The sequence below is a fragment of the Inquilinus sp. OTU3971 genome (assembly GCF_038440215.1).
The window spans coordinates 1-21,835 of the sequence record NZ_JASATH010000141.1; the positions used below are offsets into that span (position 1 = coordinate 1).

At 68.0% G+C, this 21,835-nt stretch carries 24 protein-coding genes; 14 read left to right on the forward strand and 10 right to left on the reverse strand.

The genetic code is table 11. The features are described from left to right. Together AAHM41_RS28200 and AAHM41_RS28205 are read left to right on the forward strand one after the other, a co-directional pair. Positions 1-1,037 (forward strand): hypothetical protein (locus AAHM41_RS28200; RefSeq protein ID WP_342239939.1); only part of this gene is annotated, 1,037 nt, incomplete at its 5' end. Positions 1,038-1,121: 84 nt separating this feature from the next. Then, positions 1,122-1,475 (forward strand): DUF1428 domain-containing protein, encoded by a 354-nt coding sequence (locus AAHM41_RS28205; RefSeq protein WP_342239940.1) that lies wholly within the window; start codon positions 1,122-1,124, stop codon positions 1,473-1,475. Between the two features lie 3 nt (positions 1,476-1,478). Here the strand turns inward: AAHM41_RS28205 and AAHM41_RS28210 are convergent, their stop codons facing one another. Then, complete coding sequence (locus AAHM41_RS28210; RefSeq protein WP_342239941.1) at positions 1,479-1,910, reverse strand: GFA family protein; 432 nt, start codon at positions 1,908-1,910, stop codon at positions 1,479-1,481. Between the two features lie 65 nt (positions 1,911-1,975). Then, complete coding sequence (locus tag AAHM41_RS28215) at positions 1,976-2,578, reverse strand: TetR/AcrR family transcriptional regulator (RefSeq protein ID WP_342239942.1); 603 nt, start codon at positions 2,576-2,578, stop codon at positions 1,976-1,978. 111 nt (positions 2,579-2,689) lie between these two features. Here AAHM41_RS28215 and AAHM41_RS28220 point away from each other — a divergent pair, with 111 nt between their 5' ends. Continuing rightward, entirely contained in the window at positions 2,690-3,898 is a 1,209-nt protein-coding gene (locus tag AAHM41_RS28220) for an MFS transporter (protein WP_342239943.1), read from the forward strand. A gap of 13 nt (positions 3,899-3,911) precedes the next feature. Here AAHM41_RS28220 and AAHM41_RS28225 read toward each other — a convergent pair whose 3' ends face one another. After that, the gene (locus tag AAHM41_RS28225; protein ID WP_342239944.1) at positions 3,912-4,961 is read right to left on the reverse strand and encodes an aldo/keto reductase; all 1,050 of its coding nucleotides are present in this window, start codon (positions 4,959-4,961) and stop codon (positions 3,912-3,914) included. Between the two features lie 173 nt (positions 4,962-5,134). Between AAHM41_RS28225 and AAHM41_RS28230 the strand changes: the two genes are divergently transcribed. Both AAHM41_RS28230 and AAHM41_RS28235 read left to right on the forward strand, forming a co-directional pair. Then, positions 5,135-5,941 carry a 6-phosphogluconolactonase gene (locus AAHM41_RS28230; protein ID WP_342239945.1) on the forward strand — a complete coding sequence of 269 codons (807 nt, stop codon included), beginning with the start codon at positions 5,135-5,137 and terminating at the stop codon, positions 5,939-5,941. Further along, on the forward strand, positions 5,938-6,441 hold the full coding sequence (locus AAHM41_RS28235) for a hypothetical protein (RefSeq protein ID WP_342239946.1): 504 nt from the start codon (positions 5,938-5,940) through the stop codon (positions 6,439-6,441). Before AAHM41_RS28230 ends, AAHM41_RS28235 begins: the two co-directional genes overlap by 4 nt. Here the strand turns inward: AAHM41_RS28235 and AAHM41_RS28240 are convergent. The 5 genes from AAHM41_RS28240 to AAHM41_RS28260 form a co-directional block, all read right to left on the reverse strand. Next, positions 6,434-6,754: a DUF6916 family protein gene (locus tag AAHM41_RS28240; RefSeq protein ID WP_342239947.1), complete on the reverse strand. Its 321-nt coding sequence runs from the start codon at positions 6,752-6,754 to the stop codon at positions 6,434-6,436. The genes AAHM41_RS28235 and AAHM41_RS28240 overlap by 8 nt on opposite strands. 12 nt (positions 6,755-6,766) lie before the next feature. Next, positions 6,767-7,357 carry a phage tail protein gene (locus AAHM41_RS28245; RefSeq protein WP_342239948.1) on the reverse strand — a complete coding sequence of 197 codons (591 nt, stop codon included), beginning with the start codon at positions 7,355-7,357 and terminating at the stop codon, positions 6,767-6,769. A 181-nt stretch (positions 7,358-7,538) separates the two neighbouring features. Continuing rightward, the gene (gene kduD / locus AAHM41_RS28250) at positions 7,539-8,294 is read right to left on the reverse strand and encodes a 2-dehydro-3-deoxy-D-gluconate 5-dehydrogenase KduD (RefSeq protein WP_342239949.1); all 756 of its coding nucleotides are present in this window, start codon (positions 8,292-8,294) and stop codon (positions 7,539-7,541) included. Beyond that, positions 8,291-9,139, reverse strand: a complete 849-nt coding sequence (gene kduI, locus AAHM41_RS28255) for a 5-dehydro-4-deoxy-D-glucuronate isomerase (RefSeq protein ID WP_342239950.1) — start codon at positions 9,137-9,139, stop codon at positions 8,291-8,293. The genes kduD and kduI overlap by 4 nt, the downstream gene beginning before the upstream one ends. Before the next feature lie 26 nt (positions 9,140-9,165). Then, positions 9,166-9,867 carry a GntR family transcriptional regulator gene (locus AAHM41_RS28260; protein ID WP_342239951.1) on the reverse strand — a complete coding sequence of 234 codons (702 nt, stop codon included), beginning with the start codon at positions 9,865-9,867 and terminating at the stop codon, positions 9,166-9,168. Between the two features lie 81 nt (positions 9,868-9,948). Between AAHM41_RS28260 and AAHM41_RS28265 the strand changes: the two genes are divergently transcribed. Next, positions 9,949-10,743, forward strand: a complete 795-nt coding sequence (locus AAHM41_RS28265) for a 2-keto-4-pentenoate hydratase (RefSeq protein ID WP_342239952.1) — start codon at positions 9,949-9,951, stop codon at positions 10,741-10,743. On the opposite strand, the gene AAHM41_RS28270 is transcribed toward AAHM41_RS28265, so the two are convergent. Then, positions 10,740-11,672 carry a cation diffusion facilitator family transporter gene (locus AAHM41_RS28270; RefSeq protein WP_342239953.1) on the reverse strand — a complete coding sequence of 311 codons (933 nt, stop codon included), beginning with the start codon at positions 11,670-11,672 and terminating at the stop codon, positions 10,740-10,742. The genes AAHM41_RS28265 and AAHM41_RS28270 overlap by 4 nt on opposite strands. Before the next feature lie 280 nt (positions 11,673-11,952). Here AAHM41_RS28270 and AAHM41_RS28275 point away from each other — a divergent pair, with 280 nt between their 5' ends. The 3 genes from AAHM41_RS28275 to AAHM41_RS28285 all read left to right on the forward strand — a co-directional run bounded on the left by AAHM41_RS28275 (position 11,953) and on the right by AAHM41_RS28285 (position 14,449). After that, positions 11,953-12,858, forward strand: a complete 906-nt coding sequence (locus AAHM41_RS28275; protein ID WP_342239954.1) for a phytanoyl-CoA dioxygenase family protein — start codon at positions 11,953-11,955, stop codon at positions 12,856-12,858. Positions 12,859-13,034: 176 nt separating this feature from the next. Beyond that, positions 13,035-14,063 (forward strand): P63C domain-containing protein, encoded by a 1,029-nt coding sequence (locus AAHM41_RS28280; protein WP_342239955.1) that lies wholly within the window; start codon positions 13,035-13,037, stop codon positions 14,061-14,063. A gap of 101 nt (positions 14,064-14,164) precedes the next feature. Beyond that, positions 14,165-14,449 carry a GIY-YIG nuclease family protein gene (locus tag AAHM41_RS28285; RefSeq protein WP_342239956.1) on the forward strand — a complete coding sequence of 95 codons (285 nt, stop codon included), beginning with the start codon at positions 14,165-14,167 and terminating at the stop codon, positions 14,447-14,449. A gap of 156 nt (positions 14,450-14,605) precedes the next feature. Here the strand turns inward: AAHM41_RS28285 and AAHM41_RS28290 are convergent, their stop codons facing one another. Beyond that, on the reverse strand, positions 14,606-15,466 hold the full coding sequence (locus AAHM41_RS28290) for a helix-turn-helix domain-containing protein (RefSeq protein ID WP_342239957.1): 861 nt from the start codon (positions 15,464-15,466) through the stop codon (positions 14,606-14,608). Between the two features lie 167 nt (positions 15,467-15,633). On the opposite strand from AAHM41_RS28290, the gene AAHM41_RS28295 reads away from it, so the two are divergent. From AAHM41_RS28295 to AAHM41_RS28315, 5 genes are read left to right on the forward strand one after another with little or no spacing between them, the layout of a single operon-like run. Then, entirely contained in the window at positions 15,634-16,944 is a 1,311-nt protein-coding gene (locus AAHM41_RS28295) for an ABC transporter substrate-binding protein (RefSeq protein WP_342239958.1), read from the forward strand. A gap of 24 nt (positions 16,945-16,968) precedes the next feature. Further along, positions 16,969-17,925 (forward strand): carbohydrate ABC transporter permease, encoded by a 957-nt coding sequence (locus tag AAHM41_RS28300; RefSeq protein ID WP_342239959.1) that lies wholly within the window; start codon positions 16,969-16,971, stop codon positions 17,923-17,925. 11 nt (positions 17,926-17,936) lie between these two features. Next, positions 17,937-18,776 carry a carbohydrate ABC transporter permease gene (locus tag AAHM41_RS28305; RefSeq protein ID WP_342239960.1) on the forward strand — a complete coding sequence of 280 codons (840 nt, stop codon included), beginning with the start codon at positions 17,937-17,939 and terminating at the stop codon, positions 18,774-18,776. Between the two features lie 33 nt (positions 18,777-18,809). After that, positions 18,810-20,750 carry a beta-galactosidase gene (locus tag AAHM41_RS28310; protein WP_342239961.1) on the forward strand — a complete coding sequence of 647 codons (1,941 nt, stop codon included), beginning with the start codon at positions 18,810-18,812 and terminating at the stop codon, positions 20,748-20,750. Positions 20,751-20,762: 12 nt separating this feature from the next. Further along, entirely contained in the window at positions 20,763-21,689 is a 927-nt protein-coding gene (locus AAHM41_RS28315) for an aldo/keto reductase (protein WP_342239962.1), read from the forward strand. Positions 21,690-21,835 lie beyond the last annotated feature (146 nt).

The following is a 21,835-nucleotide window of genomic DNA, read 5'->3' on the forward strand; positions in this document are numbered from 1 at the left end:
CAGAGGTACACGCGCAAAATCCGGTCTTCGCTAGTGCAGCGCTCAATGACGCGATGCGCGACGCTGCTCTCGCGGGACACTTACCCTATCTCCAATCGCGGGCCGCGCTCGATGAAGAAGGCTTAATGCGGTTGCAGACCGGGATTGGATCTGAAGCATTCAAGGCCGATGACTTTTTGTGCCTCGCCTGTGGCGTCGTCAGCGATGCACCCGCCGAGGCTTTGGCATCTCTATTGTCCAGCCTCGTGGAATTGGAAAGCGGTGCCAATGTGGCATTGGACATCCTCTATATGTATTTCCATTGCGCCAAAGACGACAACAAGCCGATAGCCAATTGCCTGCTGGTTTGCGGACGGGAGTTGCTCAAGCGCGCGGACTTTTCCAATGGCCATTCAATGCGCGATCACTACGCAGGCGCTGTCGCCAAAATCTGCTTGGCGCCTCCCGAAGCCGAAGAAGACGCGCACGTGATCTGCATCAATCTTCGCACAGCTCTTATGGAATTTCGAACATATTCATATAATGTCAACCGTCTTCTTGAGGGATTGCTCCAGGCACAACCCGACATTGCACTTGACATCTTCCTTTCTCGCGACTCGGCACAGAACAATCATGATCCGTTCGATTTCGGCTTTGATCGATCTTCACCGGTTGAGAGTTTAGATGTGGCGACGCTGTGTGAATGGGCCGACAAAGATGCATCCGCTCGATATCCACTTCTCGGGACCGCAATATCACTTTTCGCTACCAAAAACTTCGATCAAGACGCTGGCCTTTCTCCACTTTTTCTGGAGGTGATGCGCCATGCACCGGGCAAAGCAGAATTTTTGGGTGACGGCTATACTCGACTCCTACCTAGCGGCTGGAGTGGATCGCTTGCTGATATACTAACGAGGCGCAGAGGCATGCTCGGCGAACTCGCGTCAGACCCGGATCCGGTAGTGCGGAGTTGGTATGCTGAACAGCGTGATCGGCTCGATTCTTGGATCGCGCACGAGCGAGAGCGGGAGAGCGAAAGAGAGGAAGGTTTCGAGTAGAAGCCAGGATTGAACCCACGATGTCGGCCCGCTCCCCTCTCGCTCGTCCTATGCTCGATCCCAAACCAACGGAGGAGACCCGGGATGTCCTATGCAGACGGATTCGTGCTGGCGGTGCCGAAGGCCAGGCTGGAGGAGTACAAGGAGATGGCGCGTAATGCCGGCGCGGTGTGGAAGGACCATGGCGCGCTGGCTTATGTCGAATGCATCGGCGACGACGTGCCCTATGGTGAGCTGACCTCGTTCCCGCGCTCGGTGCTGGCGAAGGAGGACGAGATCGTGATCTTCGCCTGGATCGTCTACGAGTCCCGCGCCGCGCGCGACGAGATCAACAAGAAGGTGATGGCCGATCCGCGGCTGAAAGGGGACCCCGCCACCATGCCCTTCGACGGCAAGCGCATGATCTATGGCGGGTTCGAGGTGTTCGTCGAGCTGTAGCGGTCAGTCTGGGTCGCGGTCGAACTGGCTGGCGCCGGACACCGGCGCCAGCCAGGGCTGACGGCGGATGATCCAGCCCTCGCGGGTCGGCCGCAGGTCGCTCGGCGCCTCGTCCAGGGCGCCGAGCAGGATCTCGACCGTGTCCTCGCTCTCGGCCGGATGGAACAGGCGCGAGCCGCAGACCGGGCAGAAGCTGCGGCCGCGATGGGTGCGCACCTCCCCGGTCACGGTGAAGGCGTCGCGGGGCCAGTCGGCATAGGCCATGGCGACCGCGCCGGTGGCCTTGCGGCATTCGGTGCAATGGCAGATGCCGACCTTCAGCGGCTCTCCCCGCAGGGTGAAGCGCACCGCGCCGCAGCTGCAGCCGCCCTGGCGCAGGCGCGTGCCGTCCACATCGATCCGCGGCTCCGGCCGCAGCACGGGATAATCGCTCATCCGGCCCTCCTTCCCTGGTCGCTTCGAGGACAACACCGGATCGGGGGCTTCGTCTCCGCGAAGCTCTAGCGGGAGCCTCGGTCTTGCAGCAGGCCGGACAGCAGGGCGCCGAACGCCTTGATCGAATGCCGCGCCGCGGCCTCCGGGTCGGGGGCATTGGCGATCCATTGCGCGGCGTGCAGCATCGCGCCGTTGAGCAGCCGCGCCGTGGTCTCCGGATCGACCGGAACGATGACGCCGTCCTCGGCCAGCCGGCGCAGGCTGTCGGCCATCAGGGCGATGCATTCGGACTGGCTGCCCCAGGTCGAGGGATCGCCGAGCACCGACGGCCCGTCGCGCAGGACGATGCGCCGGATCTCCGGCTCCAGCGCCATCTCGAGATAGGCGATACATTCGTCCGAGAAGGCCTGCCAGGGCGTGCCGGCGCGGCCGGAGACCTCGCGCAGCCGGACGTTCATCTCGGCGTCGATCTCGGCGATCACCGCCCGCAGCAGGCCCTTCTTGTCGCCGAAATGATGGTAGAGCGCGCCGCGGGTCAGCCCGGCCTCGGCGGTGAAGTCGTCCATCGACGCCTCGGCATAGCCCTTGGTGCCGAAGGCATGGCGGGCCGCCGCCAGCAGCTTGGCGCGGGTCTCGGCGATCATCTCGCTGCGCGGTCTGTGGGCCATGGCCTTCTTCTTACATACGGCGCGTATGCTAATTGACATACGGAGCGCATGCAATTATCTGTTTCACATACGGTGCGTATGCAAGTGTTGCTGCCCGCAGCGGAGGCCGCCATGACCAACCCCTATGCCGAGATCTTCCGCGCCCCCGGCGCCAAGGCCTTCTCGGCCGCCGGCTTCATCGCCCGACTGCCGCTGGCGATGATGACGCTGGGCATCGTCACCATGCTGTCCCAGGCGCGCGGCGAATACGCGCTGGCCGGCGCCGTCTCCGCCGCCTTCGCCCTGGCCAACGCGCTGATCGCGCCGCAAATCTCGCGGCTGGTCGACCGGCGCGGCCAGGGCCGGGTGGCGGTGCCGGCCACGATCGTCACCGTGGCGGCGATGGCCGGGCTGATGCTGGCCACCCGGTTCGGCGCGCCGGACTGGACCCTGTTCCTGTTCGCCATCGGCGCCGGCGCCATGCCGAGCCTGAGCGCGTTCGTGCGGGCGCGCTGGACCGAGCTGTACCGCGACACGCCGCAGCTGCGCACCGCCTTCGCTTTCGAATCCGTGATCGACGAGGTGATCTTCATGACCGGCCCGATCGTCGCCATCGGGCTGAGCGTCGCCGTGTTTCCGGAGGCCGGGCCGCTGGCCGCGACCTTGCTGCTAGCCGCCGGCGTGGCCCTGTTCAGCGGGCTGAAGGCGACCGAGCCGCCGGTGCATGCGCCCGAGGCCGGGCCTGGCCGCTCCGTCGTCCGGCTCGGGTCGGTGCGGGTGATCGCCCTGACCATGGTCGCGGTCGGCGCCATCTTCGGCACCGCCGAAGTCACCGCCGTCGCCTTCGCCGAGGCGCATGGCGCCACCGCCGCCGCCAGCCTGGTGCTGGCCGCCTATGCCGCCGGGTCGCTGATCGTCGGGCTGGTGTTCGGGGCGATCAAGCCGCGGCTGTCGCTAGCCGCCCAGTTCGTCCTGGCGATCGGCCTGGCGGCGCTGACCACCCTGCCGCTGCTGGTCGTCGACAGCATCCCGGCGCTGGCGCTGGTGCTGTTCCTGGCCGGCGCCGCCGTGTCGCCCACCATCATCACCGCCATGGGGCTGATCGAGCGGCTGGTGCCGCCGTCGCAGCTGACCGAGGGCATCACCTGGGCGATGACCGGGATCGGCATCGGCATGGCCGTGGGCTCCTCCGCCTCCGGCCGGATCATCGACGAGTTCGGCGCCTCGGCCGGGTTCTCGGTCTCGGTCGCGGCCGGGGCGACAGCGCTGGCCATCGCCCTGCTCGGCCAGCGCTGGCTGCGCGGCCGGGCGCCGGTGGGAGCGGCCTGCGCCACGGCCTGACCGCTCGCCCCGGCTACAGATGCGGCCCCAGCAGCGAAAGGTCGGCGGGGCCGAGCCGGTCCTTGGCGGTGCGCAGCTGGTGCCAGTAGGGGTACAGCACCGGCGGCGCGCTGACCTGGTCCAGCTTCGTCCGCTCCTCCGCCGTCAGCACCAGATCGGCGGCGCCGAGATTGTCCTTCAGCTGCGCCTCGGTGCGGCCGCCGATGATCACTGACGTCACCGCCGGCCGGCCCAGCAGCCAGGCCAGCGCTACCTGGGCGCCGGAGACACCGCGCGCCTCGGCGATTTCGACCAGAACGTCGACGATAGCCCACAGCCGGTCCTCGTCGCGGATCGGCGGCTCGCCCCAGCCGGCGATCTGGCGGGTGCCCTCGGGCGTCACGCCACGCCGGTGCTTGCCGGAGAGGAGGCCGCCGGCCAGCGGGCTCCACACCAGGATGCCGAGGCCCTGGTCGATCGATACCGGCACCAGCTCGTACTCCGCCTCGCGCGCCTCGAGCGTGTAGTGGATCTGCTGGCTGACGAAGCGCTGGCGATGGGTGCGGTCGCTGACCCCGAGCGCCTTCATCAGGTGCCAGCCGGAATAGTTCGAGGCACCGATGTAGCGGACCTTGCCCTGGCGGACGAGGCTGTCGAGCGCATCGATCGTCTCCTCCAGCGGGGTCTGCCCGTCCCATTGATGGACCTGGTACAGGTCGATCACGTCGGTGCGCAGCCGTTTCAGGCTGGCCTCGCAGGCCTCGATCAGGTGGTGGCGTGACAGGCCGCGGTCGTTCGGGCCGTCGCCCATCGGGAAGCGCGCCTTGGTGGCGATCAGCACACCGGCCCTGCGCTTGCCGCCCAGCACCTCGCCGATGATCTCCTCCGACCCGCCGGCCGAGTAGACGTCGGCAGTGTCGATCAGATTGACGCCGGCGTCGAGGCACAGGTCGACCTGCCGCCGCGCCTCGTCCAGGTCGGTATTGCCGATCTTGGCGAAGTTGCCCTTCCCGCCCATGGTCATGGTGCCGAGGGTGATGGTGGAGACCTTGAGGCCGGAGCGGCCGAGCAGACGGTATTCCATGACGGCGCCTCTGTGTGTCGGGGGCGACCAGTCCTAGACGTGCTGGTTTCAGCGTTCCAACGGAAAGATGTGATTGCATTCAGCGCCAGCAGTGCTGAATGGCGCCGCGATTGCGTGGCCGGGCGCCAGCCTGTCACACTGCCGCCTGCCCCGGTCGGCCGCCAGGACCCGCCATGCGATCCACCATCGCCATCCCGGTCACCGTCCATCCGACGCCGGATGCGCTGGGCCTCGCCGTCGCCCAGCGCATCCTGGGCGGGATCGAGCGCGCGGCGGAGGAGAGCCGACCCTATCTGCTGGGTTGCCCGGCGGGCCGCTCGGCCGCGCCGGTCTATGCCGCGCTCGGCGCCCTGGCCGGGATGACCCGGTTCGACCTGTCGCGCCTGGTGCTGGTGATGATGGACGAGTACCTGGTCGATGGGCCGGACGGGCCGGTGCTGTGCGATCCGCGGGCGCATTACAGCTGCCGCCGCTTCGCCGAGCAGGGGATCCGGGCGGTGCTGAACGCGAAGCTGCCGGCGCCGCGGCGCCTGTCGGCGGCGGCGATCTGGTGCGCCGATCCGGCCCGGCCGGATGCCTATGACCGGCGAATCCGCGACGCCGGCGGCATCGACCTGTTCCTGCTGGCCAGCGGCGCCAGCGACGGCCATGTCGCCTTCAACCCGCCGGGCAGCCTAGCCGAGGGCGGCACCGGCATCGTCGCGCTGGCGGAGGAGACGCGGCGCGACAACATGGCGACCTTCCCCGGCTTCGCCGCCATCGCCGAGGTGCCGCGCCGCGGCGTGTCCGTCGGCCTCGGCACCATCGCCGGCCTGTCGCGGGCGGCGTTGATGATCCTGCATGGCGGCCACAAGCGGCAGGCGGTGCGGCGGCTGCTGGAAAGCCGCGACTTCGAGCCCGCCTGGCCGGCCACCATCCTGCATCGCTGCCGGCATCCGGAGATCCATCTCGACGCCGCTGCTGCACAGGAGGCGGCGTGACCATCGCGCATGATATCGAGCTGAGTCGGCTGCGCGACCGGATCGCGGCCTCGCATGCCGTCGTCTGCGGCATGGTGCATGAGGCGGTGCCGCGCGACGAAGCCGGGCAACCGCTGGCCCATGCGGTCGAGCCGGACGGCTATGCCCGCCCGGCGCTGTGCCCGGCCGGGCGGCGCGACACCCAGCTCGCCTGCAGCCACACCGCCTCCCGGCTGCCGCTGCGGCGGGCGATCGAGACGCTGCACGCGCGGGGCGCGGACGCGGCGGGTGAGCTGCTGGCGGAGTGGATGCGCCTGGACACGGCGCTGGGCGCGCTGGACCACCGCCGCTACGCGGCGGAGACGCGGCTGGCCGACGCGGTCAGGTCGGGCTCCGACCCGAATTCGGAAGAAAGGCGGTCGATCGCGGCGCTGGTCCGGGAGCACCGCGACCTGGCCCGAGGCCTCGATGCGTTGCGGGACCGGATCCTGGCCGCGATCGACCAAGCCCTGCTCAGTTGAACACCGCCTCGTAGAAGCGGACGCCCTGGGCCTTCGGCTGGTCCATCGCCGCCGGCACCACGGGGTTGATGAAGACGCCCTCCATCAGCCCCTTGGACGGGTGCCGGATGTTGTAGACCTGCGAGCCGAGATCGGGCGTCGGCGGCGCCGTGAACAGGATCGCGAAGGGGTGGCGCCGCAGCAGGCCCGGCGATTCGTAGGGCGAGAGGCGGACGGCGACGAGCGTCGCCTCCACCCGCCCGCCCGGCCCCTCGACCACGAAGGTCTGGCCACGGTGGTCCTTGAAGTCGTCGAAGCTGAGCTCGGCCAGCATCGCGGCGCTCCCTTAGCTGCGCGGCGGGAAGATGCCTTCCAGCGCGATGATCCAGTTGATCGCCAGATAGGGCGGCATGATCGAGAAGGGCTGGGTGCCGCCGGTCGGGCCGGTCGTGCCGCTGACCGCGAGCTTGATGTTGACCGAGGGATTGGCGGTGTTGTTGGCGAAGGTGTTGACGTCGATGGTCGAACCGGAGCTCGAGTCCAGGAAGTTCGGCGCGCCCAGGATCGAGGTGTCTGTCGCTACGGTCTGGGCGGTGTTGGCCGCCGTGGTGGCGACCTTCTCGAGCGCAGTGAGCGTCGATCCGTCATGGACATGCGCCGGCAGGTTGTTGGTGGTCAGGGTGGTGCTCGGCGTGCCGCCGACCTGCCCGAGCTCATAGGAGGGCAGCCCCCCACCCTGCCCGGCACCGATTGGCGTCCGGCCGAACAGGTTGGGCAGTTGGAAGGTGGTCTGGCCGTTGCCGCCATAGGTGGTGCCGAGCAGGCTGAACAGCGCCGTGTTCTGCGAGATCGCCAGAATCTGGCCCCCACAGAAGGCCCAGCCGCGCGGCGCGAAGTTCGGGGCCCAGCCCATGACCGTGGCGAGATAGGATTCCATCTGAAATGCTCCTGAAAATTGGATCGACAATGACCAAACGCGTGATGCCGATTCCGAGCCATCGAGAGAGGGCCCGGAACCGGCATCGGCGAGAATAAAACGAATGGAAATATAGCTTCAATCTTAATCGATTGAATGCCCAATTATGTCGCAAACTTGGCGAAAATCCAACAAAAAAATCTCACCGCGCCAGCCAGCCGCCATCGACCGGCAGCAGCGTCCCGGTGACGTAGCCGCTGTGCGGCGAGGCCAGGAACAGCGCCGCCGTCGCCAGGTCCTGCGGCACGCCCCAGCGGCCGGCCGGAATCCGGTCGAGGATCTGCCGGGTGCGCACCGGGTCGGCGCGCAGCGCCTCGGTGTTGTCGGTCTCCATGTAACCGGGGGCGATGGCGTTGACGGTGATGCCCTTCGGCGCCAGCTCGTTCGCCATCGCCCGGGTCAGGCCGGCGATGCCGTGCTTGGCCGCGGTGTAGGACGGCACCCGGATGCCGCCCTGGAAGGACAGCACCGAGGCGACATGGATGATCCGGCCCTGGATGCCCTGCCCCACCATGTGCCGGGCCACGGCCTGGCTGAGGAAGAAGGCGCTCTTCAGGTTGACCGCCATCACCGCATCCCAGTCCGCTTCGCTGAACTCCAGCAGGTCGGCGCGGCGGATGATGCCGGCATTGTTGACCAGGATGTCGATCCGGCCGAGCCGGGCGACGATGTCGGCCACCACCGCGTCGAGCCCGGAGGAGTCCTCGAGGTCGCGCACCACCTCGACGAAGCGGCGGCCGGTGCCGGCGATCGCCGCCGCGGTCTCCGGCATCGGGCGTGAGCCGAGCCCGGCGATGTCGGCCCCAGCCTCGGCCAGTGCCAGGGCGATGCCGCGGCCGAGCCCGGTGCGCGCCCCGGTGACCAGCGCCACCTGGCCGGTGAGGTCGAACAGGCTCACAGCAAGTCCCCCATGGCGACGAAGTCCATGTCGGTGAAGGCCTGGTTGTCGCCGGCCATGCTCCAGATGAAGGCATAGGCGGCGGTGCCGGCACCGCAATGGATCGACCAGGGCGGCGACAGCACCGCCTGCTCGTTGCGCACCACCAGGTGACGGGTGGCCGCGGGCCGGCCCATGAAATGCATCACCACCGCCTCGGCCGGCAGCTCGAAGTAGAAATACGCCTCCATCCGCCGGTCATGGGTATGCGCCGGCATGGTGTTCCAGACGCTGCCGCTGTGCAGCCGGGTCAGCCCCATCAGCAGCTGGCAGGTCGGCAGCACCTCGGGGTGCAGGTACTGGTGCAGGGTGCGGCGATTGCTGGTCTCGGGAGCGCCCAGCTCCTTCACGATCGCCTGGCCCTTGGCCACCACCCGCGACGGCAGGGCGGCATGGGCCGGGGTCGAGTTGATGTAGAACTTCGCCGGGTTGGCCGGGTCGACGCTGGCGAAGGCGACCGAGGCGATGCCCTTGCCGAGATAGAGCGCGGCCTGCGGCCCGACCTCGAACACGGTGCTGTCAGCGGTGACCCGGCCCGGCCCACCGACATTGATCAGGCCAAGCTCGCGCCGCTCCAGCAGCGTGGCGCTGCCGACCAGCCTGGCCAGATCCTCGCCGACCACCAGCGGCGCGTCGGTCGGCACTGCCCCCATCACCAGCATCCGGTCATAATGGGTGTAGGTGGCGCTCAGCATGCCCGGCGCCATCAGCTGCTCGATCAGGAAATGCCGGCGCAGATCCTCGCCGTCGAGCATCTCGGCCTGCTCGTAATGCACCGCCTGGCGGGTGGTCGGGGCGTCGCTCATGCTGTCCTCGTCTATCGGGTTCGCGTCTATCTGGTCCGGCCCGGGGCGGGCTCGTCGAACAATTCGGGGTGCTCGGCCTCGATCCGCGGCAGGGCGCGCAGGATCTCGGTCAGGTGATGGCGCATCGCCCGCTCCGCCGCGTCCGCGTCGCGGGCGTCGATCGCCGCCATGATCGCGCGGTGCTGGTCGACCAGCGGCAGCATCGCCTCGGCGCCCGGCAGCGTCAGGGTGCAGATCCGGTCCATATGCGCCTTGAGGTCCTCCACCGCCATCCAGGCCAGGCCGCAGCCGGCCCCCTCGGCGATGGCGATGTGGAACAGCTCGTCATAGCGCTGGAAATCGTTGTGGTTGCCGCGCGACGCGGCCTTGGCCTGGGCGTCCAGCAGGTCGTCGATGCGCTCGCGGCTCGACCGATCGAAGCCTTCGCAGGCGCGCCGCACCAGCGCCACCTCGACGGTCTCGCGGACGAAGCGCGCCTCCGCCATCCGCCGCACCGACAGCTTGACCACCACCGTGCCGCGCTGCGGCTGCACCTCGACCAGCCGGGTCTTCGCCAGCGCGATCAGCGCCTCGCGCACCGGCTGGCGCGACACGCCGTAGCGCTGCGCGATCTCCTGCTCAGACAGCCGGGCGCCGGGCGGCAGCTCCAGCGCCACGATGGCGCGACGCAGCTCGCGCTCCAGCCGATGCGCGGCGGATTCGAAGCTGTGGGCGGAGTCGATCTTCACGACTGATCCTGCATGTTGCCGCCTTGCATAACAGCCCATACTACCATACACAAGAATGCAGATAAGCCGACGGAGCCTGCCATGAGTTCGAGCCGCGACCTGGCCATCGCCTTCACCGAGGCGCGCCGCGCCGCCCGCGCCCTGCCGGACTATCCCGGCACGCTGCCGCCGGATCTCCCGACCGCCTATGCGGTGCAGGAGGAGGCGATCGGCCTGTGGACCGACGCGCTGGTCGGCTGGAAGGTGGCCGGCATCGCCGAGACCTGGCGGCCGCGCTACGGCGCGCCGCGCCTGGCCGGCCCGGTCTTCGCCCGCAACTTCCGCGACGCCCGCGAGCGCCGGGTGGAGACGCCGGTGATCCGCGGCGGCTTCGGCGCGGTGGAGGCCGAATTCGTGCTGCGGATCGGCCGCGACATCCCGGCCGAGGCGCGGCCGCGCACGATCGAGGAGATGCAGCCTTTCGTGGCCGCGGTCCATGCCGGGATGGAGATCGCCGGCAGCCCGCTGGCGACGCTGAACGACCTCGGCCCCGGCGCCGTGGCCAGCGATTTCGGCAACAATGCCGGCCTCGTGCTCGGACCCGAGATCGCGGCGTGGGACAGCCGGGTGCCGTCCGACTGGACCGTGCGGATGCGGGTCGACGGCGAGGTGGTCGGCGAGGGCAGTGCCGCCCGCGTCGCCGGCGGCGGGCCGATCGCCTCCCTCGCCTTCCTGGCCGAGCATCTCGGCCGCCGCGGCCGGGACCTGCCCGCCGGCAGTTGGGTGCTGACCGGCATGACCACCGGCGTGCATGTGGTGAAGCCGGGCGCCCGGGCCGAGGCCGAGTTCGACGGCGTCGGCACGGTCGACGTGATGGTCACCGCCGCCGCCGGCTAGGTCTCGCTGGCTTCCGGCGCCGTTTGGCGGGGCCGGTTCCGGGCGATGGCCACGCCGGCGTGCTTGGCCTTCTCCTCCGGCTCGACATGGATGCTGATGATCGTGTCGGCGCCGATGTCCTGCTTCAGCGTCGCCTCGATCCGGTCGCAGATGTCGTGCGCTTCGGAGACGCTCATCGTGCCAGGCACCACGAGGTGGAAGTCGATGAAGGTCAGCCGCCCGGCATGCCGGGTGCGCACGTCATGGGCCTCCAGCGCGCCGCCGCCGGTGCGGGCGATCGCCTCGCGGATGCGCGCCATGGTCTCCGGCGGCACCGCCTCGTCCATCAGGCCGCCGACCGAATCCCGGACCATGACGTAGCCCGACCACAGGATGTTCAGCGCCACGATCGCGGCGAGGATCGGATCGAGGATCTGCCAGCCGGTCACGGCCACCAGGCCGACGCCGACCAGCACCCCGCCCGAGGTATAGACGTCGGTCAGGACATGCCGGCCGTCGGCCACCAGCGCCGGGGCGCGCAGGCTCCGGCCCCAGCGCAGCAGGGTCCAGCCCCAGACGGCGTTGATGGCCGACGCCACCCCGTTGATCGCCAGGCCCAGCGCCGGCGCGTCGAGCGGCTGGGGGTCGAGCAGGCCGGCATAGGCCTCGCGCAGGATCGACAGCGCGGCCAGGACCACCAGCAGCCCCTCGAACACCGCCGAGAAGTACTCGGCCTTGGCATGGCCATAGGGGTGGTTGGCGTCCGCCGGCTGTGACGAGACCCGGAGCGCGATGAAGGCGGCGCCGGCCGCGACCACGTTGATGATGCTCTCGAGCGCGTCGGAGTACAGCGCGACCGAGCCGGTGACCCAATAGGCCAGGAATTTGAGCCCCAGCACCAGCGCCCCGACGAAGATGCTGGCCAGCGCGGCCTGGGAGGCGCGGTCCATCAGCGGCCACGCCCTGTTTCGAGACGTGAGCCGCGGAAAGGCACTGGCTTCATCTGGAACCCGGACATATCTCTCTAAGCCTCGGCTAAGAAGTGTGGCGCTATAGATTTAACTCATTGATATTAAACGGATTTCTACACTCGCACCAGAATCCTTATGCGCCACTGGCCCGACCTGAGGATTCCGGAGGAAAAGCCATCGGGACGCGACGACATTCCGGGCTGCGGGATGCATGATGGCCGCCAAGCGCCACAGGGCTCGTCGGTGATGGGAGGAGGATATGAGTTCGGCCGTTCTGCCGTCCGCTCTGTCGTCGAACGGATATGCGCTGGACTGCAGCCCGGCGCGGCTGGGCTGGCTGGCGCCGAGCGACCCGGCGGAGGATCTCGCCGCCCTGAGGTCGCGCTACGATGCCGAAGGCTATCTCTGGCTGCGGTCGCTGCTGCCGCGGGCGGCGGTGCTGGAGTTCCGCCGCCACGTCTTCGCGCAATTCGCCGAGTTCGGCCTGCTGGCCGAAGGCTCCGACCCCGTCGAGGGCAAGGCCGCCGACCGCCCGGCCGATGCCGCCTCGCGCGGCCGGCTGATGGAGCTGGTGCGCTCCTCGGCCTTCGAATCCTTCTGCCTGATGCCGGAGCTGTGGCGCTTCATTGACCGGCTGATCGGCGGCAACTCCACCCTGCACCGGCGCAAGATCCTGCGCTTCACCCGGCCCGGCGACCCGGCCGCGACCGGCGCGCATTACGACCTGATCTATCTGCGCGCCGGCACCGACCGGCTGGTCACCGCCTGGATCCCGATCGGCGACGTGCCGGTGCGGATGGGCGGGCTGCTGTATCTCGAAGGCTCGCACCGCCTCGGCCGCGAGATGGAGGCGGAGTTCGGCCGCAAGAACGCCGGGCTGTCGCCGGAGGAGCGGATCAGCGCCTACAACCGCAACATGACCGAGACCGGCTGGATCTCGAAGGACCTGCCGGCGATGGCGGAGCGCTTCGGCAGCCGCTGGCTGGCCGCCGACTACGCCGCCGGCGACGTCGTGCTGCACAGCCCCTACATGATCCACGCCGCGACCCGGAACGACGATCCGGACGGGATCATGCGCCTGTCGGCCGACATCCGCTTCCAGGACGTCCGCGACGAGGCCGACCCGCGTTGGGGCGGGCATTGGAGACTGGGCGACGGGCTGTAGGCTGACCATCCTCGTCATGGCGAGCGAAGCGTGGCCATCCAGTCCCGCAGCCACACGGATAGCACGGCGCTTAATGGCAAGCACGTCTGCACGCATCCGATCTATGATTCGATGCTTGCAAACACCTGGGCAAGAACTTAACATGCAAGCATATAGCTGGCGAAAGGATGCTTGCTTTGAGTGACGATGATATTCGTGGCCGTGCCGGCGGGAAAGCGCGTGCTGGTTCGTTGTCACCCGCGAAGCTGAGTGAAATCGCAAGAAAAGCAGCACGTGCCAGATGGGGTGCGAAGGCAACCCACAAAGGCAACTTCCAGAGAGATTTCGGAATCGATGTCGAGTGCTACGTCCTGGACGACGAGAACAGGACAGCTGTTATCAGCCAGCGCGGAATGGGGGAGGCGCTGGGTTTCCCGAAAGAGGGTAGTGGCAAGCAGTTTCTGAGGTCCGTGAAAGGAGCGAAAATTGCTCCGTACCTCGGTGACGAACTGGTTGAGAAATTAGATAATCCAATTGTTTTTCAAGGCGTTGGCACGGCGGCGAATACAACCGTCCACGGCTACGACGTAACGATGCTTATCGATGTATGCAAGGCAATCATTAAGGCCGAGGCCGACGGCAAACTCCTCAAAAGACAAGCGAACCTAGCCACTCAGGCCCATATTATCGTCGGCGCATCAGCGAAGGCAGGAATCAAGGGGCTGGTGTATGCCCTAGCAGGTTATAATCCAGCGGCTGAAGAGGTGATCGCCGCTTTTAAGCTTTATATTCAGGAAGAGGCGAGAAAGTACGAACCCGAATTCCCGAACGAACTTTATATGCAATGGTATCGTCTATACGGCACCCCTGTCCTCGAGAGAGGTAAGCCTTGGCATTTTAAATACCTCACCGTCCGGCACATCTATCACCCGCTAGCTAAAAGCAGCGGAAAAATCTATGAACTTCTAAAGGTGCTGAAAGCCAAGGATGGCGACCGGCAAAAAAAGCTATTCCAGTTTCTGAATGAAATCGGTGCGCGTGCTCTTCGTATGCATCTTGGTCGGGTCCTAGAAATGGCCGAGTCGTCGAGCGACCGATATGCCTACGAGAATAAGGTAGTCGAGCGATTCGGTGGTCAGCACGAACTGGATTTGGTTATTCCCGACACGCATACCACTTTGCCCCCGCCTGGCGGGCAAACCCGGCCCGACACTCCAGCAACATAGTATCGGCTCGCTTTCTCTCACCTTTGCATCTACGGCAGGGCCCTTGCCGTCATTCCGGCTCCGCGCCTTCCGGCTGCGTCAAGAGATGCGAGATCACAGCCATGCAGCCCTTCGTCTACATCATGGCGAACAAGCGCAACGGCACGCTGTATACCGGCGTGACATCCAATCTGCAGCGCCGCGTCTACGAGCATCGAGAAGGGCTCATCCCGGGCTTCACGTCCCGATACGGCTGCAAGCTCCTGGTGTGGTGCGAGCCACATACGTCGATGATCGACGCCATCGCCCGCGAGAAGCAGATCCAGGGCGGATCACGAAAGAAGAAGCTGGGTCTGATTGAGGCGATGAATCCGGACTGGCGGGACCTGTATCTCGATTTGATTTAGAGAACAGGCACATGCCTCCACACCGTCATGGCGAGCGAAGCGTGGCCATCCAGTCTCGCAGCCGGAGCGAGCCCCGCCAACCTGGATGGCCACGCCCCTTCGGGGCTCGCCATGACGAATGGGGAAATAGTGAAAGTCTCTCAATCGGTCTCCCCCTCACCCGCCGCCGCGATAGAGGATGCGGAACTGGCGGGGCGGCATGGCGAAGTGGCGGCTGAAGGCCTCGTAGAAGCGCGACACCGAGCCGAAGCCGGCCTCGAAGGCGACCGTGACGATGTCGGTGTCGGTCGACAGCAGCAGCGCCTGGGCGACATAGAGGCGCTGGCGGGTGAGATAGCCGCCGATGCTCAGGCCCAGCGCCTCGCGGAAGATCGCCATGGCGTAGTTCGGGTGCAGGCAGACCGAGGCCGCCACGTCGGACACCGAGATCGCCTCGCTGGCATGGGCGGCGATGAAGCCGGCCATGGCCCAGACCTTGGCGTGCCGTCCCTCGGAGGCGGCGGCGCCGTCGCCGGTGTCGCTCAGCACCTCCCAGCCGCACAGGTCGCTGCGCCGCAGCCGCTGCTCGATCTCCTGCCGCACCAGGGCGGTGACCAGGTCGTCGCCGTGGTTCAGCTCCGCATGCCAGTGCTCGAACTGGGCGGCGTCGAAGGGCAGCGGCGCCCGGTCGCCGATCATGCTGCCGCCCAGCACCGCGCTCTTCAGCCGCGGCCCCAGTGCGGCGCTGAGGAACATCTCGATCGGCAGGTACAGGCAGACGAAACTGGCCGGGCTGGAGGCCTCGATCGTCTGGTGCGGGATGGCGCCCCAGAAGAACACGAAGTCGCCGGCCCCGATGGTCACCCGCCTGCCGTTGAACAGATAGGTCGCGGCCCCCTCCAGCATCAGGTTCAGCTCGATCTGGCTGTGCTGGTGCGCCCGCCGCATCACCAGCACCTCGCGCCTGGTGTCGGCGCTGACGATCCGCTCGGACAGGCCCGGCAGTCTCGGTATGCGTGCAGTCGAGGCTCGGCTCATCGTCGACCTTAGGATCCCGGAAGAATTCGTCCCTGATCGGGACGACATGCGGAAACCATCGGATTCATACTCCAGGCGCAAGGCGACGATAAGCTCCGCGAAGACGGTCCTGCCTGTGGCAGGCTGGACCCGTCCGCCGGACCAGACACGATATGAGGGAGGACCCTATGAGCAGACTCGGCAGGATCGCCGGCATGATGTCCGGCCTGGCCGGCGCGGCCGTCTTAGCCCTGACGGCGCCGGCGATGGCGCAGTCGGACGTGAAGGGCGAGATCACGGTCTGGAGCTGGAACGTGGCGGCGACGGCCCTGAAGGCCGTGGTCCCCGACTTCAACAAGGCCTATCCGAACGTCAAGGTGACGGTCGAGGACCTGGGCAACCAGCCGGTCTACGACCGCGGCCTGGCCGGCTGCTCCGCCGGCGGCATCAACATGCCGGACGTCTATTCGGTCGAGAACCATGAATCCGAGGTGTTCTGGGCCCGCTTCCCGGACTGCTTCGCCGACCTGAAGTCGCTCGATGCGAAGGAGGCCGACCTCCTCGCCAAATTCCCGAAATTCAAGCTGGCGGAGCTGACCGTCGGCGACAAGATCTACGCCATGCCCTGGGATTCCGGGCCGGCCGTGGTGTTCTACCGCCGCGACATGTATGAGGCCGCCGGCGTCGACCCGGCCAAGATCGCGACCTGGGACGATTTCATCGCCGCCGGCAAGGCGGTGCAGGCCAAGGCCGGACCCGACGTCAAGTTCCTGTCGACCAACAGCGGTGCGACCAGCACGACCTGGTTCCGCATCCTGGCCAACCAGGCCGGCTGCGCCTTCTTCGACGACAGCGGCGAAAACATCACGGTCAACCAGCCCGGCTGCGTCCAGGCGCTGGAGACGGTGAAGAAGATCACCGATGCCGGCCTGTTCATGGAGGGCGACTGGGACGGCAGCCTGCAGGCGATCAAGGCCAACCGGCTGGCCAGCTCGGTCTACGGCGCCTGGTATGAGGGCTCGATCCGCGGCAACGCGCCGGAGCTGAGCGGCAAATGGGGCGTGTTCCAGCTGCCGGCCTTCGCCGCCGGCGGCAACCGCGCCGCCAATATCGGCGGCTCCTCACTCGCCATCCCGGCCTCCTCGAAGAACCCGCAGGCGGCGCTGGCCTTCATCAACTTCGCGAACGGCCGGCCGGACAGCCAGATCACCCAGCTCAAGGCCTCGGGCCTGGTGCCGACCCTGCCGGACGCGATCCAGGATCCCTATGTCCAGCAGCCGCTGCCCTATTGGGGCGGACAGAAGGTCTGGGAGGTGGTGCTGTCCACCCTGTCGCAGATCAAGCCGGCGCGCGGCACCCAGTACTTCGCCGAGGCCGACAACATCGCCGACGGCATCCTGCTGGCCTATCTGAAGGGCAACGGCAAATCGGCCAAGGAGACCCTGGACGAGGCGGCCGAGCAGATCTCTGCCGCCACCGGCCTGCCGGTCGCCGAGTGATGGGGGCCGAGTGACGGAGGCTGCATGATGGGAACCGCCACCCGAGCCGGCCTCCGGGCCCCACAGACTCGCGCGGCCCCGGCCGCCGCCCTGTCGGAAGCCGGCGGCGGGTGGCGGCGCCGGCGCCACGCGCTGGCACCGTACTGGTTCCTGCTGCCCTACCTCCTCGTCTTCGCCGTGTTCTGGTGCTGGCCGATCATCGATTCGGCGCTGCTGTCGCTGCAGAACACGCGGGTCAATCCCTGGGCCTGGAACATCGGCATCAACTGGCGGCGCCTGCTGGTCGACCGCGCCTTCCAGGAGGCGCTGAAGAACACGCTGATCATCCTGGTGATCCAGGTGCCGGTGATGCTGGTCCTGGCCACGCTGCTGGCCCTGGCCTTGAACTCGCCGCTGTTGAAGCTGCGGCCGATCTATCGCTTCGCCTTCTTCGCCCCGGTGGTGGTCAGCGACGTCGCCTATTCGGTGGTGTTCCGGCTGCTGTTCAACGGCCAGTTCGGCGCCGTCAACCACGGCCTCGCGGCGCTGGGCCTGGCCCCGATCGACTGGCTGCACGACCCGAACGCGGCGATGGCCACGATCATGGTGGCGGTGACCTGGCGGTGGACCGGTTACAACGCCATCATCCTCCTGGCCGGGCTGCAGTCGATCCCGCGCGACCTGTACGAGGCGGCGGCGATCGACGGCGCCTCGCCGGTCGACCGCTTCTTCCGCATCACCCTGCCGCTGTTGAAGCCGATCGTGGTGTTCTGCCTGGTGCTGTCGATCATCGGCACCATGCAGCTGTTCACCGAGCCCTGGCTGATCACCGAGCGCGGCGGGCCGGGCGGCGCCACCGAGACGCTCGGCACCTATCTCTACAAGCAGGGCTTCGTCAGCCTGAACTTCGGCTACGCCGCGGCGATCGCCTACACCATCGCGGCCATGGCGGCGGTGATGGCGGCGCTCAACCTCATGCTCACCCGCGGCCGGAAGGCCTGAGGAGGATGGCGATGCTCCGCACCATCGGATCGCGCCGGCGCTGGGGCACCTGGGCCCTGACCGGCGGCATGGCGCCCGTGGCGCTGCTGTGGCTGGCACCCTTGTACCTGATGGTGGTGTTCGCCACCCTGCCGGACTATGCCATCTTTTCGCCGGAGCTGCCGCTGACGCCGGGCGGCAACCTGCTGGAGAACTGGGCTTTCCTCGACGACACGGCCAGCTTCGGCCGGGCGATGCTGAACTCGATCGGCATCGCCACCGTCTCGGCGGTGCTGTCGCTGCTGCTGACCAGCATGGCCGGCTACGCCTTCGCCCGCTTCCAGTTCGTCGGCAAGCAGGCGACCTTCAGCCTGCTGGTGGCGACGCTGACCGTGCCCTATGCCGTGGTGATCATCCCGCAATACGTGCTGGTGGCCCGCGACCTGGGCCTGTCGAACACCTGGATCGCGGTGATCGTGCCGCCGCTGTTCAACTCGATCGGCGTGCTGTTCATGCGCCAGACCTTCCTGTCGCTGCCGCAGGAACTGCTGGACGCCGCCCGCATCGACGGTGCGCGCGAGGGCCGGATCTTCTTCTCCATCGCCCTGCCGCTGGTGCGGCCCAGCATGGCGGCGCTGGCGATCATCCTGTTCCTCGCCTCCTGGAACAACTACCTGTGGCCGCTGCTGGTCGCGACCCAGCCGGGCGCCCGCACCGCGCCGGTGGCGCTGGGCAGCCTGATCGGCCTCAACGTCGTGCCCTGGGGCGCCCTGATGGTCGGGGCCACGCTGCTGACCCTGCCCATGCTCGTCGTCTTCATCTTCCTGCAGCGCTACTTCGTCGCCGGCATCACCGCCGGCGCGGTGAAGTAGCGCCCCACCCTTCGCTCCTGACGAGGCTTCCGCATGCTCGGCGTCTGCTATTACCCGGAACACTGGCCCGAAGAGTGGTGGGAGGACGATGCCCGCCGGATGCGCGAGGTCGGCATCAGCTTCGTCCGCATCGCCGAATTCGCCTGGTCGCGGATCGAGCCGGAGCCGGGGCGCTTCGACTGGGGCTGGCTGGACCGCGCCATCGACACGCTGGGCGCGGCCGGGCTGAAGGTGGTGATGTGCACGCCGACGGCGACGCCGCCGAAATGGCTGGTCGACCGCCATCCGGACATCCTGCCGGTCGACGAGAACGGCCGCACCCGCGGCTTCGGCTCGCGCCGGCACACCAGCTTCTCCAGCCGCGTCTGGCTGAGGGAGAGCGCCCGCATCACCGAGGAAGTGGCGCGGCGCTACGGCGCCTACGACGCGGTCGCCGGCTGGCAGACCGACAACGAGTTCGGCTGCCACGACACCGTGCTGTCCTACGGTCCCGAGGACGTCGCCGCCTTCCGCACCTGGCTGCGCCACCGCTACCAGACGCCCGAGGCGCTGAACCAGGCCTGGGGCAACGTGTTCTGGTCGATGGAGGCCGGCGGCTTCGACGAGATCATCGCCCCGGTCGGCGCGGTGACCGAGACCAATCCGGCGGCGCGGCTGGACTATTGGCGCTTCGCCTCGGACCAGGTCGCGTCCTACAACCGGATGCAGGTCGAGATCATCCGCCGGCATTCGCCCGGCCGCTTCGTCACCCACAATTTCATGGGCTTCTTCCAGGAGTTCGACCACTGGCCGCTGGGCGAGGATCTCGACATCGCGTCCTGGGACAGCTACCCGCTGGGCACGTTGGAGAAGATCGCCTGCGACGATGACGAGCGGGCGCGCTGGGCCCGCACCTCGCATCCCGACCTGGCGCCGTTCAACCACGACCTGTACCGCGCCGTCGGCCGCGGCCGCTGGTGGGTGATGGAGCAGCAGCCCGGGCCGGTGAACTGGGCCGCCTGGAACCCGGTGCCGAAGCCCGGCATGGTCCGGCTGTGGAGCTGGGAGGCGCTGGCCCACGGCGCCGAAGTGGTCAGCTATTTCCGCTGGCGGCAATGCCCCTTCGCGCAAGAGCAGATGCATGCCGGGCTGAACCGGCCGGACCGCAAGCTCTCGCCGGGCGGCCAGGAGGCGACGCAGGTGGGCCAGGAGCTGGCGCGGCTCGGCGCCCTGCCCGCCTCCGGCCAGGCCCCGGTGGCGCTGGTGTTCGACTACGAGACCTCCTGGATCACCCGGATCCAGCCGCAGGGCCGCGACTTCCGCTACACCGACCTGGCGTTCCGCTGGTACGAGGCGATCCGCCGCCTCGGCCTGGATGTCGACATGGTTCGCCCCGGCGCGTCCCTGGCTGGCTACAAGGCGGTGGTGGTGCCGTCGCTGGCGCAGGTATCGGAGGCGGCGCGGCAGGCCTTCGCCGCCACCGATGCGGTCATCCTGTTCGGGCCGCGCACCGGCTCGAAGACCCGCGACTTCGCCATCCCGGACGGGCTGCCGCCGGGGCTGCTGCAGGAGCTGCTGCCGCTGAAGGTCACCCAGGTCGCCTCGCTGCGCCCGAACCTGGTCGAGCCGGTCGAGGGGGCCGGACTGAAGGGATCCATCCGCCGTTGGCGCGAATGGCTGGAGACCGACCTGCCGGTGCAGGCCAGCTTCGCCGACGGCGCCCCTGCCCTGGTCGGCGACGGCAGGCGCTCCTACCTGGCCGGCTGGCCGGACCCCGCGCTGCTGCGCGGCGTCATCGCCGATCTGCTGGGCCGCGCCGGGCTGGATCTCGTCGAGCTGCCGGAGGCGGTGCGGCTGCGCCGCCGCGGCGACCTGACCTTCGCCTTCAACTACGGCGAGATCGACTGGGCGGCGCCGGTGAAGGATGCCGGCCGCTACCTGCTGGGCGGGCCGGCGGTGCCGCCGCAGGGCGTGGCCTGCTGGCGGACGGAATAAGGGAAGCGAGAGATGATCTACGGCACGATCCCCGGCGTCGCCAAGCCCGTCGCCCGCATGGTGATGGGCGTCGACAACCAGGACGACCTGGCCCAGGCGGCGCCGCTGTTCGACGACTATATCGAGCGCGGCGGCAACTGCTTCGACACCGCCCGGATCTACATGCGCGGCGGCTGCGAGGCGCTGTTCGGCGAGTACTTGGCGAAAACCGGTGTCCGCGACAACATCGTCCTGATCGGCAAGGGCGCGCACACGCCGAACTGCACGCCGGAGGCGGCGCAAAGCCAGCTGGAGCAGAGCCTGGAGGCGCTGCGCACCGATCGCGTCGACATCTACTTCCTGCACCGCGACAACGCGCAAGTGCCGGTCGGCGAGTTCGTCGACGTGCTGGACGCGCTGCACCGGAAGGGCCGGATCGGCGTGTTCGGCGGCTCGAACTGGAGCCTGGAGCGGTTCCGGGCGGCCAATGACTACGCCAGGCGCAACGGCAAGACCGGCTTCACGGTGCTGAGCAACAACCTGGCCCTGGCCCGCATGGTCGAGCCGGTCTGGGCCGGCTGCGTCTCGGCCCGCGACCCGGAGTGGCTGCGCCATCTGGAGGAGAGCGGCACGGCGCTGTTCGCCTGGTCCTCGACCGCCCGCGGCTTCTTCACCGAACGCGGCGACCCGTCCCGGGCGGCGGAGGAATCGGAGATCGCCCACAGCTGGCACGCCGAGGACAATTTCGAGCGTCGCCGCCGCGCCATCGCTTTGGCCGAGGCCAAGGGCACAAGCCCGGTGCAGATCGCCATGGCCTGGGTGCTGTCGCAGCCCTTCGCCACCTTCGCCCTGTCCGGCCCGCGCACGCTGGACGAGAGCCGCCGCAACATCGAGGGCCTGTCGGTCACCCTGACCGACTCCGAGCGCGACTGGCTGGACCTGAAGCGGGACCAGCCGTAGGGCGCAAACCAGACCGCACCGCCCTTTTTCGATCCTCCCCCTCCCCTTGCGGGCTACGACATTCACACATCGCCTCTTTTGAGTCCCCCCCTCCCCTCGCGGGAGGGGGGTAGGGGGAGGGGGTTTTCTCGGCTCAAGCCGGCCCA